At 60.3% G+C, this 15,348-nt stretch carries 12 protein-coding genes; 7 read left to right on the top strand and 5 right to left on the bottom strand.

Translation table 11 applies throughout. From position 1 onward, the window contains the following. Window positions 1-1,161, bottom strand: a complete 1,161-nt coding sequence (locus CLU91_RS16910; protein ID WP_100875088.1) for a fumarylacetoacetate hydrolase family protein — start codon at window positions 1,159-1,161, stop codon at window positions 1-3. Between the two features lie 430 nt (window positions 1,162-1,591). Between CLU91_RS16910 and chvE the strand changes: the two genes are divergently transcribed. The 3 genes from chvE (at window position 1,592) to mmsB (ending at window position 5,476) form a co-directional block, all read left to right on the top strand. Continuing rightward, window positions 1,592-2,614 carry a multiple monosaccharide ABC transporter substrate-binding protein gene (chvE, locus tag CLU91_RS16905; RefSeq protein WP_232730935.1) on the top strand — a complete coding sequence of 341 codons (1,023 nt, stop codon included), beginning with the start codon at window positions 1,592-1,594 and terminating at the stop codon, window positions 2,612-2,614. 113 nt (window positions 2,615-2,727) lie between these two features. Next, window positions 2,728-4,269, top strand: coding sequence for a multiple monosaccharide ABC transporter ATP-binding protein (gene mmsA / locus CLU91_RS16900; RefSeq protein ID WP_100875086.1), 1,542 nt, complete (start codon window positions 2,728-2,730; stop codon window positions 4,267-4,269). Next, entirely contained in the window at window positions 4,259-5,476 is a 1,218-nt protein-coding gene (mmsB, locus tag CLU91_RS16895) for a multiple monosaccharide ABC transporter permease (RefSeq protein ID WP_100875085.1), read from the top strand. The genes mmsA and mmsB overlap by 11 nt, the downstream gene beginning before the upstream one ends. 49 nt (window positions 5,477-5,525) lie before the next feature. On the opposite strand, the gene CLU91_RS16890 is transcribed toward mmsB, so the two are convergent. Then, entirely contained in the window at window positions 5,526-7,661 is a 2,136-nt protein-coding gene (locus tag CLU91_RS16890; RefSeq protein WP_100875084.1) for a peptidase domain-containing ABC transporter, read from the bottom strand. A gap of 27 nt (window positions 7,662-7,688) precedes the next feature. Then, window positions 7,689-8,879, bottom strand: coding sequence for an HlyD family secretion protein (locus CLU91_RS16885; protein ID WP_232730779.1), 1,191 nt, complete (start codon window positions 8,877-8,879; stop codon window positions 7,689-7,691). Between the two features lie 724 nt (window positions 8,880-9,603). On the opposite strand from CLU91_RS16885, the gene CLU91_RS27915 reads away from it, so the two are divergent. Then, complete coding sequence (locus CLU91_RS27915; RefSeq protein WP_157814716.1) at window positions 9,604-9,831, top strand: hypothetical protein; 228 nt, start codon at window positions 9,604-9,606, stop codon at window positions 9,829-9,831. A gap of 144 nt (window positions 9,832-9,975) precedes the next feature. Continuing rightward, window positions 9,976-10,374, top strand: coding sequence for a hypothetical protein (locus CLU91_RS16880; RefSeq protein WP_157814715.1), 399 nt, complete (start codon window positions 9,976-9,978; stop codon window positions 10,372-10,374). Window positions 10,375-10,682: 308 nt separating this feature from the next. Here the strand turns inward: CLU91_RS16880 and CLU91_RS16875 are convergent, their stop codons facing one another. Both CLU91_RS16875 and CLU91_RS16870 read right to left on the bottom strand, forming a co-directional pair. Then, entirely contained in the window at window positions 10,683-12,314 is a 1,632-nt protein-coding gene (locus tag CLU91_RS16875) for an NAD(P)/FAD-dependent oxidoreductase (RefSeq protein ID WP_100875082.1), read from the bottom strand. Next, a complete protein-coding gene (locus CLU91_RS16870; protein ID WP_100875081.1) occupies window positions 12,314-13,825 on the bottom strand; it encodes a polyamine aminopropyltransferase in 1,512 nt (503 codons plus the stop codon). Before CLU91_RS16870 ends, CLU91_RS16875 begins: the two co-directional genes overlap by 1 nt. A gap of 59 nt (window positions 13,826-13,884) precedes the next feature. Between CLU91_RS16870 and CLU91_RS16865 the strand changes: the two genes are divergently transcribed. Then, window positions 13,885-14,271, top strand: coding sequence for a DUF350 domain-containing protein (locus CLU91_RS16865; protein WP_100875080.1), 387 nt, complete (start codon window positions 13,885-13,887; stop codon window positions 14,269-14,271). Between the two features lie 31 nt (window positions 14,272-14,302). Then, window positions 14,303-15,337 (top strand): SPFH domain-containing protein, encoded by a 1,035-nt coding sequence (locus CLU91_RS16860; RefSeq protein WP_100875079.1) that lies wholly within the window; start codon window positions 14,303-14,305, stop codon window positions 15,335-15,337. The last annotated feature ends 11 nt before the right edge of the window (window positions 15,338-15,348 follow it).

Raw genomic sequence — 15,348 nt, 5'->3', positions numbered from 1 at the left:
TCAAAGCACGCCGCGTTGCGCCAGGTTCTGGTACAGCGCGCGCACGCCGAACGTCCAGGGAGCGATCGCATCGCAGCGCTGCACCTCGTTGACCAGCGCGCCCAGCGAAGCGCTGGCAATCGTCACCCGGTCGCCCAGGTGGTGCGTAAAGCCGCCGCCCTGCGCGCCGCGGTCCTTCACGGGCGAGAACATGGTGCCCAGGAAGAGCATGAAACCGTCCGGATACTGGTGGTACTGGCCTGCCGTCTGGCGCACCAGGTCGAGCGGGTCGCGGCTGATCTCGCGCATGAAGCTGGCGCCTTCGAGCACGAAGCCGTCGTCCGCGCCTTCGATCAGCAGCGACACTTCCGCCTGGCGCACGGTATCGAGCGTGAAGTGCTCGTCGAACAGGCGAATGAAGGGGCCGATGGCGCAGGAACCGTTGTTATCCTTGGCCTTGCCCAGCAAGAGGGCGCTGCGCCCTTCGATGTCGCGCAGGTTGACGTCGTTGCCCAGGGTCGCTCCCAGCACCTCGCCGCGGCTATTGACGGCCAGGACGATCTCGGGCTCCGGGTTGTTCCAGGCGGACGATGGCAGCAAGCCCACCTGCGCGCCGCAGCCCACCGACGACATCGGCTGCGCCTTGGTAAACACTTCCGCATCGGGGCCGATGCCCACTTCCATGTATTGCGACCAGGCGCCTCGCTGCTGCAGCTGCTGTTTCAGGCGCTGCGCCGCATCCGAGCCAGGCTTCAATGCCGACAAATCGCCGCCCAGGGTCGTTTGCAGGGCGGTGCGCAGGCTCGCCGCGCGCGCCGCGTCGCCGCCCGCCTGTTCCTCGATCACCCGTTCGAGCAGGCTGACGGCGAAAGTCACGCCGCAAGCCTTGACGGCCTGCAGGTCGCATGGCGCCAGCAACAGCGGTTCACCGGCCGGCGCGGCCAGCGCCTGCGCCAGCAGCGCCTGCACGGGGCCGAGCGCGATGCCGGGCGCATGGCGGGCGATATCGAGCGCATCGCTGCGCTCGAACAGTTCGGCCACCGTCGCTACCGTCTGCGTGAGGTCGACCACCTCGCCGCCGCGCACGGCGACGACGCACGGACCGTCACGCCAGATGCGGCCGACAAGGAGGGCCTGCGCCAGGTCGGCGGGCAACAGGGAAGCGGGGGAAATCGGCTGCATGGCAAGCTTTCAAAAGGTCGTGACGGGATGGCCGGTCTTCAAGTCCGGACCGATTCTGCGCGCCGACCTGTGTCGCCGCAATTACGAAAATCACCAAATTGCATGATGATTATTGGTATTGCAGCGCACCAAAAAAAGCCGCCGCCCGGCCCCCGTTTTCGCCCTGTGCGCAGGCGAAAAGGCGCGCCATGGCGCATTGCATCAATCAGCCCATCGATATCGTTTTGGATATCGCGAATGCGAAAAAAGTGATTGGTGAGGGATGGATGGACAAACTAGTATCAGCCGTGGCCTGCAATCGGCCATCCGCACGGAGCCCGCCCACTGGGACGACGGCCCTGGCACATTCAACTATCGAAGACGGTGGAGACCTGAAATGAAAACAACAATGAAAATGCTGACCGCGAGCCTGGCGCTGGCCATCTCCGGCATGGCGGTAATGCCCGTGGCTAGCGCCGCCGACAAGGGCGCGATCGGCATCTCGATGCCAACCAAGTCGTCCATGCGCTGGATCGCCGACGGCGACAACATGGTCAAGGTATTCAAGGAGCGCGGCTACAAGACGGACTTGCAGTTTGCCGACGACGATATCCCGAACCAGCTGGCGCAGGTGGAAAACATGATCACCAAGGGCGCCAAGGTGCTGGTGATTGCCGCCATCGACGGCACCACCTTGTCGAACGTGCTGCAAAAAGCGGCCGACAAGGGCATCAAGGTCATCTCGTATGACCGTCTGATCCGCGGCACGAAAAACATCGATTACTACGCCACCTTCGACAACTTCCAGGTCGGCGTGCTGCAGGCGGGCTATATCGAATCGGCGCTGAAACTCAAGGAGGGCAAGGGCCCGTTCAATATCGAACTGTTCGGCGGCTCGGCCGACGACAACAACGCGCACTTCTTCTACAACGGCGCCATGTCGGTACTGAAACCGTACATCGACAGCGGCAAGCTGGTGGTGCGCTCGAAGCAGATGGGCATGGAAAAGGTCGCCACCCTGCGCTGGGATGGCGCCGTGGCGCAAGCGCGCATGGACAACCTGCTCAGCGCCTACTACGGCAATGCGCGCGTCGACGCGGTGCTGTCGCCGTATGACGGCTTGAGCATCGGCATTCTGTCCTCGCTCAAGGGCGTCGGCTACGGCACGCCGAAACAACCGTTTCCCGTCGTGACGGGCCAGGATGCGGAAATCCCGTCGGTGAAATCGATCATCCGCGGCGAACAGGCATCGACCGTGTTCAAGGACACGCGCGAACTGGCCAAGGTCACGGCCAACATGGTCGACGCGATGATGAGCGGCAAAACGCCGGCCGTCAACGATACCAAGACCTATAACAACGGCGTCAAGGTGGTGCCGTCCTACCTGCTCAAACCCGTCACCGTCGACAAGGCGAACTGGAAGCAGGTGCTCGTCACCGGCAGCGGCTACTACACGGAAGCGCAAGTGAAATAAGCATCGACGGTACTGAAGGCCCGGCGCTGCCGGGCCTTTCGCTTCATGCACGATCAAGAACAAGACTGCCGCACGACCGATGCCGACCAGCGCGGCCGTGCCAGAGAGGTTATATGACGAACACTATCCTGGAAATGCGCGGGATACGCAAAACATTCCCGGGCGTCGTTGCGCTCGACAATGTCAACCTGCGGGTACGCAGCGGCGAGATCCACGCCATCGTCGGCGAAAACGGCGCCGGCAAATCGACCCTGATGAAAGTGCTGAGCGGCGTCTACGGCCATGGCAGCTATACGGGCGACATCGATTACCTGGGCCAGACGCGGCACTTCCGCGGCATCAAGGACAGCGAAGAAATCGGCATCATCATCATCCACCAGGAACTGGCGCTGGTGCCCCAGCTGTCGATCGCCGAGAATATCTTCCTCGGCAACGAACCGTCCCGCATGGGCGTCATCGACTGGGAATACGCGCAAAGCAAGACGCGCGAACTGCTGCACAAAGTCGGCCTGAAAGAGTCCCCGGACACCCTGATCACCAACCTGGGCGTGGGCAAGCAGCAGCTGATCGAAATCGCCAAGGCGCTGTGCAAGGACGTCAAGCTCTTGATCCTCGACGAGCCGACGGCCAGCCTGAACGAAAGCGACAGCGCGGCCTTGCTCGACCTGCTGCTGGGCCTGAAAGCGCAGGGCATCGCCTCGATCCTGATCTCGCACAAGCTCAATGAAATTTCAAGAGTCGCCGATGCCATCACGGTGCTGCGCGACGGGAACACGGTCGACAGTTTCGACTGCCGCGTCGAACCCGTCAGCGAAGACCGCATCATTGAAAAAATGGTCGGGCGCGAAATGGCCGACCGCTATCCACCGCGCACGCCGACGATAGGCGAGACCATTTTCGAAGTGCGCGACTGGCGCGTCTTCCATCCCGAGCATGCCGACCGCCCCGTCATCAAGGGCATCAATATGCACGCGAAAAAGGGAGAGATCATCGGCATCGCCGGCTTGATGGGCTCCGGGCGCACGGAACTGGCGATGAGCATTTTCGGGCGCGCCTACGGCCAGCGCATCAGCGGCACGGTACTCAAGAATGGCCAGGAGATCGACGTCAGCACCATCGGCAAGGCGATCGCCCACGGCCTCGCGTATGTCACGGAAGACCGCAAGGGCCTGGGCCTGATCCTCGAAGAAGACATCCAGAAGAACACCAGCCTGGCCAACCTCGATGCGATTTCCAGGCACATGGTGATCGACGAGCAGCGTGAATTCGGCGTGGCCGAGGATTTCCGCCGCAAGCTCAAGACCCGTTGCTCGAGCGTGGCGCAAAAGGTGGTCAATCTGTCCGGCGGCAACCAGCAGAAAGTGGTGCTGGCGAAGTGGCTGTTTTCGCGCCCCGACGTGCTGATCCTCGATGAACCGAGCCGCGGCATCGACGTGGGCGCCAAATACGAGATCTACAGCATCATCAGCGAGCTGGCCGCCGAAGGCAAATGCATCATCATGATTTCCTCGGAAATGCCGGAATTGCTGGGCATGTGCGACCGGATCTATGTCATGAACGAAGGCCGCTTCGCGGCAGAACTGAGCGCGGCAGAAGCATCGCAGGAGCGCATCATGCGCGCGATCGTTACACACGGAGAAAACAATGGACAATAAACTGACAGCGGGCGCGCCGGCAGCAGCAGCACCAGCGGCCGCGCCGCAAGCGAAAAGCTATGCCGGCTTTTTGAAGAACAATATGCGCGACTACGGAATGCTGCTCTCGCTGATCGTCATCATGGGCTTTTTCCAGTACATGACCGACGGCACCCTGATGCAGCCGCTGAACCTGACCAACCTGGTGCTGCAAAACAGCTACATCGTCATCATGGCGCTGGGCATGCTGATGGTCATCGTGGCCGGCCATATCGATTTGTCCGTCGGCTCGGTAGTCGGCTTCGTCGGCGCGCTGGCGGCCGTCCTGATCGTCAACTACAACATGAATTTTGTCGCCGCCAGCATCATCTGCCTGCTGGCCGGCGCCGTCATCGGCGGCGCGCAAGGCTATTTTGTCGCCTTCTTCAAGATCCCGTCCTTTATCGTCACCCTGGCCGGCATGCTGGTATTCAAGGGCCTGACCCTGGCGCTGCTCGCGGGCCAGTCGGTCGGCCCTTTCCCGGAAGGCTTCCAGATGCTCAGCTCGGGCTTTTTGCCCGATCCGTTCGGCGGAGAGAATCTGCGCGGCCTGTCGCTGCTGCTGGGCGTGATCGCCGCCGCAGCGCTGATCATCACCTCGCTGCGCAGCCGCGCCAAGCAACTGAAACACGGCATGGAAAACGAGCCACGCGCCTTCTTCCTGCTGAAAAACGGCGTGTTCGCCGCCGTGATGGTGTACTTCAGCTACCTGCTGGCGTCGTACCGCGGTTTTCCCAACGTGCTGGCCGTGATGTCGCTGCTGATCGTCGCCTACACCTTCATTACCAACCGCACCGTGCTGGGCCGGCGCGTGTATGCCGTGGGCGGCAACGAAAAGGCGGCGCGCCTGTCCGGCATCAAGACGGAACGGGTCAGCTTCTACACCTTCGTCAACATGGGCATGCTGGCCGCGCTGGCCGGCCTGATCTTCGCGGCGCGCCTGAACACGGCCACGCCGAAGGCAGGAACAGGATTCGAGCTGGACGTGATCGCCGCCTGCTTCATCGGCGGCGCCTCGGCCTCGGGCGGCGTGGGCAAGGTGATGGGAGCCGTCATCGGCGCCTTCATCATGGGCGTGATGAACAACGGCATGTCCATCATGGGCATCGGCATCGACTACCAGCAGGTGATCAAGGGCCTGGTGCTGCTGGCGGCCGTGTTCATCGACGTGATCAACAAAAACAAGTAGACCGGTTCGAGCCTTAGGGGGCTCTGGCCGGCGCTTGCGCCGGCCTTTTTTATGCAGCGTCTTGCGCCGCCTGCATCACATCCTGCACCACCTTGCCTTGGTGCAGTACCACCACACGCTGCGCCATGGCAATCGTTTCCGGACGATGCGCGACGATCACGCGCGTCAGCTGAATCTTTTGAATCGCCGCATTCACCGCTTTTTCATTCCACACGTCCAGGTGACTGGTCGCCTCGTCGAGCACCAGCAGTTTCGGATTCTTGTACAGGGCGCGCGCCAGCAGGATGCGCTGTTTTTGTCCGCCCGACAGGCCGCTACCGATGTCGCCCACCAGGGTGTTGAAGGCCATCGGCATTGCGGCGATCTCGGCATGCACGGCCGCCAGCTGTGCGCAAGCCTGAATTTGTTGCTGGTCTGGCGCAGGCGCAAAAAAGCTGATGTTGTCGGCGATCGAGCCGGCGAACAAGGTGTCTTCCTGCATGACCGTGCCCAGCAATTGCCGGTAGTTCGTCAAACCCAGGCTGCCCAGCTGGATGCCGCCGATGAGGATTTCGCCCTCCGTCGGTTCCAGTAAGCCCAGCAGCAACTTCATGAGGGTCGTCTTGCCACAGCCGGACGGACCGGTGACGGCGATGCACTGCCCGGCGGGAATGCTCAGATTGAGGCCACTCAATACATAGGGTTCGCTGTCGGCGTAGCGAAAAGCCAGGTTGCGGATTTCGATCGATGGCGAGATATCGTCCATGTCGATTTCGACCTCGCTGCCATCTTCTTCCGCATCCGTCAGGACGATGTCGGCCACCCTCTCGCCATGCAGGCGCAGCATGCGCAGTTCGAATAATTTGTCGACCAGGCTGGCCATGCGCTGGCTGAACTGGTCCTTGTAGCTGATGAAGGCGAACAGCATGCCCACCGAAAAGCGGTTGTCCAGCACGGCCAGCGCCGCCATCCAGATGACGATCACCCGTTCGGCGCTGAACAGCAAAGTATTGGCCGTCTGGTAGGACACCGATAATTTGGCAATGCGCAGGTCGGCATTGAACTGGTCGGCCAGCGCATTCATCCAGCTGGCGCGGCGCTCGGCGGCGCGGCCGAACAGGCGGATGCTCTGGATGCCGCGCACCGATTCGAGAAAATGCGTCTGCTGCTTGGCGGCGTGGATGATCTGCTCGGCGGTCGCTTCGCGCAGCGCCTTGAAGATGGCCCAGCGCAGCAAGACATACAGCAGCACCGCGATACAGGCCACGCCGGCCAAGAGCGGGCTGTAGAGCAGCATCATGCCCAGGGTGGCCAGCACCAGCACGCCATCGATCGCGCCTTCGACAAATTGCGTCGTCAGGCTGCGCTGCATGGTCTGGATGGAATTGAAGCGCGAGACAATGTCGCCGGTATGGCGCTTCTCGAAATACGGCAACGGCAATTTTAAAAGGTGGGCAAAGGCATTGCCCAGCCATTGCAAGTTCAGATTGGTGGCCAGCACCGTGGTGATCCACGAGCGCACGGCGCCAATCGCCGTCTGTATCAGCACCAGCAGCAGAAAGCCGCAACCGAGTACCGTGATCAGGTCGCGGTCGGCCGCCAGCAGCGCTTCATCGACCAGCCACTGCATGTAGAACGGCGCCACCAGCGCGCACACCTGCAAGGCCAGGCCCAGCACCAGCAGTTGCAGCAGGCCGCGCTTGAGGCCCACCACCCGGCCCATCAGCGACAGCAGCGAAAACTGCTGCTTTTCCTCGGCCTTTTTGAACTCGGCGGTGGGCGTCAGTTCCAGCGCCACGCCCGTAAAGTGTTTCGCCACTTCCGCCAGGGGCAGGCGGCGCTCGCCCACGGCCGGGTCGTGGATCACCGCATGACTGCCGGAAACGGACTTGAGCACGACAAAATGGTTCAAGTCCCAATGCAGGATGGCGGGCAGCTTCAGCTCGGGCAAATGCTGCATGTCGAGTTTTAACGGCCGCGTATGCAGGGCCAGTCCCTGTGCCATCGCCATCAGCCCTTTCAAAGTCACGCCTTTCAATGACACGGAAAAGCGCCGGCGCATGCTGGAAATATCGGTCTGGTGGCCCCAGTAGCTGGCCACCATCGACAGACAGGCCAGGCCGCATTCGGCCGCTTCCGTTTGCAGCAGGACGGGCAGGCGCTGGCTGCGCCAGAAGGACAGGTGGGCAAGATCAGGAAGGTGCATGAGTATTGTGGAAAATCAATATGAGGCTTACAAGCGCCCGGAAATGCTGAACAGGGGTTCGAGTACCCATTCATACAGGCGCCGCTGTTCCAACAGCACGCTGGCGTCGACCAGCATGCCCGATTTCAACGGCAGGGTTTCGCCATACGCCTGTACGCTCTGGCGCTGCAAGCTCAAGCGGATGCGGTACAAGGGTTCGCCATTCGTGCCGCTGACGGCGCCCGGCACCGCCAGCTCTTCGGGCCGCAGCGAGGTGCTGGCCACTTCGCGCACCAGTGCCGGATACTGGCCGAACTTTTGGTACGGATACGCCTGGTAGCGCAGCAGCACCGTCATGCCCGGTTTGATGAAACCGACCGAACGCGACGGCGCATAGATTTCCGCCTCCAGCTGGGCGCCAGCCGGCAGCACTGAGGCGAGCACGCTGTTGGCCGCCACGGTCTGGCCAAGTTCGGTGGTGATGGCCGTGACCATGCCATCCTGCGCCGCGCGCACTAGAATTTCGCGGCGCGCCTCGTTCTCCGTCAGGTCTTGCTCGATGGCGGAGACATTGCGCTGCAAGCCTTCCGTGTCGCGCTGCGCCTGCACCTGCAAGTCGCGCACGTCGGCTTCCGTGGTGGCCAGTTCGCGGCCGCTGGCCGACTTGATGCGCTGCAGTTCCGCCAAGCGTTGATGCTGGTCCAGCAGCTCGGCCTGCTTGTCCTGCAACTGCGCCGAGGAGATGTAATTGGTGGCGTGCAGATCGCCGTAGCGCTGGTAGGATTGTTCCGCCAGGGTAATGCGTCGTTGCTGCAGTGCGATCTGGTCGTCCATGCGGCCGATCTCCGCCGCCAGATCGCTGGCGCGGCGCTGCCCCGCTGCCATGCGCTGGCGCGATTGCAGGCGCGACTGCTGCATTTCCGCGTCGTAGCTGTCGCGCCGGCTTTTCAGCAGGTTTGAGACGACTTGCTGGGGAGCTCCAGCATTGGCGCTGCTGCGCTCGCCTGACAGCACGAACAATACCTCGCCCGCGCGCACCGCCTGCCCCTCCTTGACACGCACTGCGGCAATGATTCCCGCCTGGCCCGGCATGATACGGATCACGCCGCTGGTTGGCAGCAGCACGCCCTGCGACTGCGCCTTGCGTGTCGTGCTAAAGAAGATGAAGAACGCCACGATGAACAGCGCGATGATCAGGAACAGCCAGGTCAGGAACAGGTGGCTAACGGGCCGCGCCAACAAAACCGTGCCGTACTGCTTGTTGCCTAGATGCTCGATAGCTTGTTGGCGAAACGGGGGCTGGACGGGTGGGGTGGGGCGGGTGGCGTCGGCCGTAGTGCTGGATTGGTCACGCAAAATGATGTACTTTTAAAATAGACACTACGATAAACCGTGCAAAGCGTGGTTCGGCACGAGCGAAAGAATCGGCATTTTCTCCTTGGAAAGACGCAAATCCGCAGAATATACTTCTACCAGACACTTTTCCTGCGGACAAATCCAGATGCCGTAAATTGAATTTTCATCATTACCCACATCTAGTTTTCAAAAATATAGCATAAAAATGATATTTCATCGCATGAATAAAAAATTTCTACTCGATCACCGGACTTCCGCAAGACAATAAATTATCAGTCAAAAAAAATAGGAATTTTTAACCGTCACAGCCAGTTTCATATAGGTCAACATAAATTCTAGCCTCTTCAAAATATCCAATAATCTCGCGTTCAAATTTTCAACCAGTGACAATTTGTGAGTATTCTTCTGATAAGTTGTGACATCTTAAATTAACAGGAGAAAGTATTGCACTTGGTTCTAGAAGCTGTCTTATTGACACTTACCAAGTGTAAATTTATTCTGCAACTAATTTCATTGCATTTAGTTCGTGCATGGAGTGAATGAGGCTCTGATTCTCTGGGCCGTGGCGCATGGACAGTACCATGTTGATTTAACTAATGGAGTAAGAATGCAAGTTTTATCGGATATTGAAATTCAAGACATTTCGGGCGGTCGCATGTTTTGCTCGGATAGCATCTCATCTGCCGATTATTCGGGCACGGCTGGTTTCTGGGGAGGCGTCGGCGGTATGGGAGGGGGCATTGCTATGGTGCCAGGTGGTCAAGCTCTGGGCGGCGCCATCATGCTATCTGCTGGCGCGATGTATGCGTATAATTCATATTGCTCGATCAGATAAGAGAAGCGATAAAGCGGGCTGAACATGCCCATTGACGTGTTATCCTGTTTCTGATAGTGACGCCGGCCGCAATATTTGCGTGACAGTATTGCGGCCGTCTGTTGCCTGGGAAGTCATACGTCTGAATTGAAGAGAGAAATTTTAATGCATATAGCCGTCGATAAGTCAGGTTCACGATGGTTGGTACTGGAACGTTTATTAAAGAAGAAAAATGGCGTGCTGCTCGCGTCGCTGGCAGGATTTCAAAAAAGAAAATTTCTGTATATTTTTTGCGATCTGTTGGCATTGCTTTCCATTATCGCCGGAATGGCGTGGATTCTGTATCCCGAGCGTATTTCCCTGCAATCCTTTCCACTAACTGTCTTGCTGTTGCTGCTGGCAGGGCAAGGTATACGTTTTAAAACGGTAGCGATACCGCAAGCAGTGAGCCAGGAAAAAATGGATGTGTTCTTAAAGATACACCTCGGGCTATTGTTCGCGGCCATGATAGGCTGTTTTTTGCAGGTAGCATTGGCTGTGTGGAAAATGTTTGCACCGTGGTGAAAAAAGTCCACTGCAAGCAAATGCTGCCAAAAAAATGGGCCGTGCGATCATCGATGGCGCGGCCCGTTTGCCTTAGATTATGCCTTAATTAAAACTGACTTCCTTGCAGTTATCGCGCGACATCCGGTCGATCATAGGGTTCCAGATGCAGCGGAACGTAAACCGGGATAAAGGCCAGGCCTTTCTTGCGCATGCAATCATCAACGGTGGGAATATGTGTAACTGCCGTAGCCGAGAAGCAGTATCTCGCTCTTGATCGGGTAATCTTCAGACACCTTGAGCAAGTATCCGATACTGCTTTCAATCTGTCATGCCGCCGCCAGGCGCGCCGCGCGATCCCCCCACCACGCCGCTTCTTCGAACACGGAAAAACCGGACAAATCCGCATGCGCGAACAGGATCGCGCCATCGTGCTCGCGCAAGGCTTTGAGCCCGGCATTGCTGCGAAATCCCGGCAAGGGAGCGGCCATCGCGTGGCCGCGCACGGTGATGTCGACGCGCTCGACGCAGCTGGCAAAATCGCGGCCATACGCCGTCTGCAAATCCACGCTGGCCAGCGCCAGCAATTGCTCGGGGCTGGCCGTATCGAGCCATTTGCGGGCTTGCTGCGGCGTGCGGTCGGACAGGGCCACGTAGGCGCTGAAGACGGTTTTCTCGGGCGGGCGCACGCGGATATCCTGGTGGGTCGAGACGACATAGCCGAGGCCCGGTTCCTGGTACACCACGTTATCCCAGCATAGCGGTGCATGCGGCAGTTCGTCGGGAAAGCGTTTCAGTAAAAAATTGGCCACCATCCACGGCGCATACGCGGGCGTATCGCGCTTCGCGTCAAAGCCATAGCCGGCGATATTTTTCACTACGCGGGCAGCCACATACAAGGGCATGGCGCAGATGGCCTTGCGCGCCTTGACCAGGTAGGTGCGCGGCTGGCCGTCGACCAGTTCCAGGCACAGCGCTTCGACGCCCTGGTCCGTCGTCTGCACGGAAACCACCGTGCCCGCATGACGTTTGACGCCCGAAGCCTGCTCCATGGCCGTGGCCACGGGTTGCATGCCACCGGGCCAAGTCAGCCAGGCGCCATTGCCCGCATTCGCCGCCTGACCCCAGCGGCTGCAATAGTAATGCAAGCCGGCCCAGGCCGACACCTGGTCGTAGCGCGTGCCGTAGTCGTCGCGGCAGCAGTAATTCAGATACCAGTGCAGGGTCGGCGAGGTATAGCCTTCGCGCTCCATCCACTGTTTTAACGTGATGGTGTCGAGCGCCTGCCAGACCGGGTCTTGCGACGATTCCACGGTGGGAAAGACAAACACGCGCTTGCCATCGTTGCCGCGCGCCTGGCGCAGCTGCGCCACCTGCGCAAAGAAGCGTTCATGCTGCGCCAGTTCCGCAGGCGGCACGCCTTCGGTGGGAATGAAGCCCTCCTGCCAGTGGCCGTTGAACAGCAAGCGCTCTTCGGGAGCGTGCAGGATGTAGCGCTCGTCGTAGTATGGTTTTTCCGCCTGCGGATCGCGCTCGATGATGCCCAGGTCGAACAGGATTTCGCGCACATGGGTCGATTCGGGCGAAGGCAGCGGCAAATAATGGCCGCCCGTGGGATACGCCAGGTCGCCGAAGTGGCCGCCCGCCGCGTTGCCATATGGCTGCGGTCCGTCGACCATGAGGAAATCCTGGTGCCCCAGCTTGTTCAGGCGCCAGGCAGCCGTCAGGCCGGCGATGCCGGAGCCGAGGATGGCCACGTCGGTGGTGATGGTTGCCGAGGGCGCCGGCAGCGCCGTGCGCTCGCGCAACAGCTTGCGCAAGTAATGTCCCTCGCTGCGGCCCGGGTACAGCACCTTCGGCGTGATTTCCTGCCAGCGCAGGTAGGCGGCGATGCTGCCGATGCCGGCGGCCGCCGCTGCCGTGCCGCCGGCAGCCCACAGCATGAAGGAGCGGCGCTGCATCAGCGGATCACCCGGTTCCAGTCCTGCTCGAATTCATGCACGAGCGACTGGGTGTTGAGACGATTCGGCGCCATCGGCAGCGGCTGCATATCGGGCGGGAAGATGAACATTTCGCGCGTGGTGTCCGCATTCAGGTAGCGCATGGGCAGGCGGTATGTCGTCGGCGGTGTGTAGTCGAGCTGGGGCGAAGCGAGGATAAAACCCCATTCGCCGAACGAAGGCACGTAGGCGTGATAGGGCCAGGTGCGCATGCCCACTTCGCGCAGGGTCGAATTGATGGTCCAGTAGGCGTGCGGGGCAAAAAACGGCGACGTCGATTGCACCACCATCAGGCCCTTGGCCGCCAGGTGCTTTTTCACCAGGTCGTAGAACGGCACAGAATACAGTTTGCCGAGCGCGAAGCTCGATGGGTCGGGGAAATCGACGATGGCCGCGTCGAACATGTCGCCGTTATTGCGCAACCAAACGGCGGCATCGGCATTGACGACGGTGACGCGCTTGTCCGAGAACGCGCTGTTATTCAATTTTGCCAGCTCCGGGCGCGTGGTGAACGCGGCCGTCATGGCAGGATCGAGGTCGACCACGGTGACGTGTTCGATCTGTGGATAACGCAGGATTTCGCGCAGGGCCAGGCCATCGCCGCCGCCCAGCACCAGCACGCGGCGTGCCCATGGCAAGGCCTCGAGCACGGGGTGCACCAGCGCCTCGTGATAGCGGTACTCATCGCGCGAGGAAAACTGCAAATTGCCGTTGATGTACAGCCGCGTATCGTCCTTCCAGCGCGTGATCACCAGGCGCTGGTAAGGCGTGGTGGTGGAATACACGATCTGGTCGCCGAACAGGCCGTGTTCTCCCCAAGCCACCATGCGGTCCGACATGGCAAAGCCGGTGATCAGCAGCAGCAGCACGGCGCAGGCGCGCAGCAAACGCCCGGTGAGATTTTTCAGCTCGGCGCGGAACACATAGATGCTCCACAGGCCCACGCCCACATTGAGCATGCCGAACAAGAAGCCCGTGCGCACCAGACCCAGGTAGGGCGACAACACCAGCGGGAACAGCAGGGAAACGGCCAGCGCGCCCAGATAATCGAAGGTGAGCACGCGGCTGACCAGCTCGGAAAATTCCGTCTGGCGCGTGTTCAGGGCGCGCATCACCAGCGGCACTTCCATGCCGACCAGTGCGCCGATCAGGAACACCATCACATACAATAAGGTGCGAAATGGCGCGGCCATCCACGAAAACGTCATGAACAGAATCGCCGCCGACAGGCCGCCGATCAAGCCCACGGCCAGTTCGATATCGACGAAGCGCGAGAGCACGTCGTCGTCCTTGACGTACTTTGAAAAGTGAGCGCCCACACCCATGGCAAACAGGTAACAGCCTATGATGGTGGAAAACTGCAGGATGGAGTCGCCGAGCAGGTAGCTGGACATGGCGCCGGCGATCAGTTCATAGGCGAGGCCGCAGGAGGCGACCACGAAGACGGACAAAATCAGAATCTTTTTGTTCATTGGACTTTTTTTGTTCTAATATGCGTTGACGTTATCAAATACTCATTGCGAGGAAAGCCGTGCCCGCCATCCTAAACTATCTGATCCATCTTTTACTGGCCGCCGCGCTGCTGATTGCCTTTTTTATCATCTACACGCGCGTCACGCCGTATAAGGAAGTGCTGCTGATCCGCCAGGGCAACCAGGCGGCGGCCCTGTCGCTGAGCGGCGCGCTGCTGGGCTTTTCCGCCACCATCGCCTCGTCCCTGATGCACACGGCCGACTACCAGCAATTCTTCGCCTGGGCCTTCGGTGCCATGGTGGTGCAATTGCTCGCCTATGTGGTCACCACGCGCTTGCTGCGCATGTCGAAAGACCAGATCGAATCGAACAACAGCGCTTTCGGCGGCCTGCTGGGCGCCATTTCCCTGTCGATCGGCGCCATCAACGCCGCCTGCATTTCCTGACACCGCTTTATCTTATTCAAGGATATCCATCATGAGCCTCGGCAGCTTTATCAAGAAGCAGTTTATCGACGTACTGCAGTGGAACGAAGAAACGGAAGGCGTGCTGGCCTGGCGCTTCCCCATGCAGGATTTCGAGATCCAGAACGGCGCCATCCTGAATGTGCGCGAATCGCAGGTCGCCGTCTTCGTCAATGAAGGCAAGATCGCCGACGTCTTCGGTCCCGGCACGCACAAGCTGACGACACAAACATTACCGCTGCTGACCAACCTTAAAAACTGGGACAAGCTGTTCGACTCGCCCTTCAAGTCTGACGTGTATTACTTCAGCACCCGCGTGCAGACTGGCCGCAAGTGGGGCACGCCGCAGCCGATCACCATCCGCGACAAGGATTTCGACATGATCCGCGTGCGCGCCTTCGGCATGTACTCGTACCGCATCGCCGACGCCCGCACCTTCTTCACCGAAATCAGCGGCACGCGCGAAATCTATACGCGCGACGAGGTGGAAGATCAGTTGCGCGGCATTCTGATGTCGAGCATGGCCAGCTCGCTGGGCGGCGCGCACGTCCCCTTCCTCGACATGGCGGCCAACCAGGCGCTGATGGCGCAGGAAGTCAAGGATGGCCTGGCGCAGGCGTTTGCCCGCTATGGCGTGGGCCTCGATGAGTTCAACGTGGCCAGCATCAGCCTGCCCGAGGAATTGCAGGCGGCGCTCGACGAGCGCATCTCGGCCGGCATGAAGGGCGGCCTGGGCGCCGACAAGATGAGCGGCTACACCAAATTCCAGGTGGCCAACGCGATCCCGCTGGCGGCGCAAAACGAAGGCGGCATGGCCGGCATCGGCGCGGGCCTCGGCGCCGGGCTGTCGATCGGCCAGGTGATGGCGCAAAGCATGGGTGGCGCGCTGCAGCAGCCAGCCCCGGCTCCGGCGGCGCCACCCGCGCCAGTGGAAGAGCCGATCGAGGCGCGCCTGGAAAAACTCAAGGGCCTGCTCGACAAGGGTCTCATTTCGCCGGCCGACTACGACGGCGCCAAGGCTGAACTGCTGAAAAAACTGATCGGCTGATTAGAGCGAAA

The organism is Janthinobacterium sp. 64 (assembly GCF_002813325.1).
In the GTDB taxonomy this organism is placed as follows: domain Bacteria; phylum Pseudomonadota; class Gammaproteobacteria; order Burkholderiales; family Burkholderiaceae_D; genus Janthinobacterium.
The sequence above is the reverse complement of the archived record's forward strand: the minus strand, read 5'-3'. Positions and strand labels throughout refer to the sequence as shown.

Bases quoted from the DNA above. Each gene is read 5' to 3' on its own strand.
- CLU91_RS16910 (WP_100875088.1), bottom strand. From the start codon at position 1,161: ATGCAGCCGATTTCCCCCGCTTCCCTGTTGCCCGCCGACCTGGCGCAG.
- CLU91_RS27915 (WP_157814716.1), top strand. From the start codon at position 9,604: ATGCAAGTTTTATCGGATATTGAAATTCAAGACATTTCGGGCGGTCGC.
- CLU91_RS16860 (WP_100875079.1), top strand. From the start codon at position 14,303: ATGAGCCTCGGCAGCTTTATCAAGAAGCAGTTTATCGACGTACTGCAG.
- CLU91_RS16870 (WP_100875081.1), bottom strand. From the start codon at position 13,825: ATGAACAAAAAGATTCTGATTTTGTCCGTCTTCGTGGTCGCCTCCTGC.
- CLU91_RS16875 (WP_100875082.1), bottom strand. From the start codon at position 12,314: ATGCAGCGCCGCTCCTTCATGCTGTGGGCTGCCGGCGGCACGGCAGCG.
- CLU91_RS16880 (WP_157814715.1), top strand. From the start codon at position 9,976: ATGCATATAGCCGTCGATAAGTCAGGTTCACGATGGTTGGTACTGGAA.
- mmsA (WP_100875086.1), top strand. From the start codon at position 2,728: ATGACGAACACTATCCTGGAAATGCGCGGGATACGCAAAACATTCCCG.
- CLU91_RS16890 (WP_100875084.1), bottom strand. From the start codon at position 7,661: ATGCACCTTCCTGATCTTGCCCACCTGTCCTTCTGGCGCAGCCAGCGC.
- chvE (WP_232730935.1), top strand. From the start codon at position 1,592: ATGGCGGTAATGCCCGTGGCTAGCGCCGCCGACAAGGGCGCGATCGGC.
- mmsB (WP_100875085.1), top strand. From the start codon at position 4,259: ATGGACAATAAACTGACAGCGGGCGCGCCGGCAGCAGCAGCACCAGCG.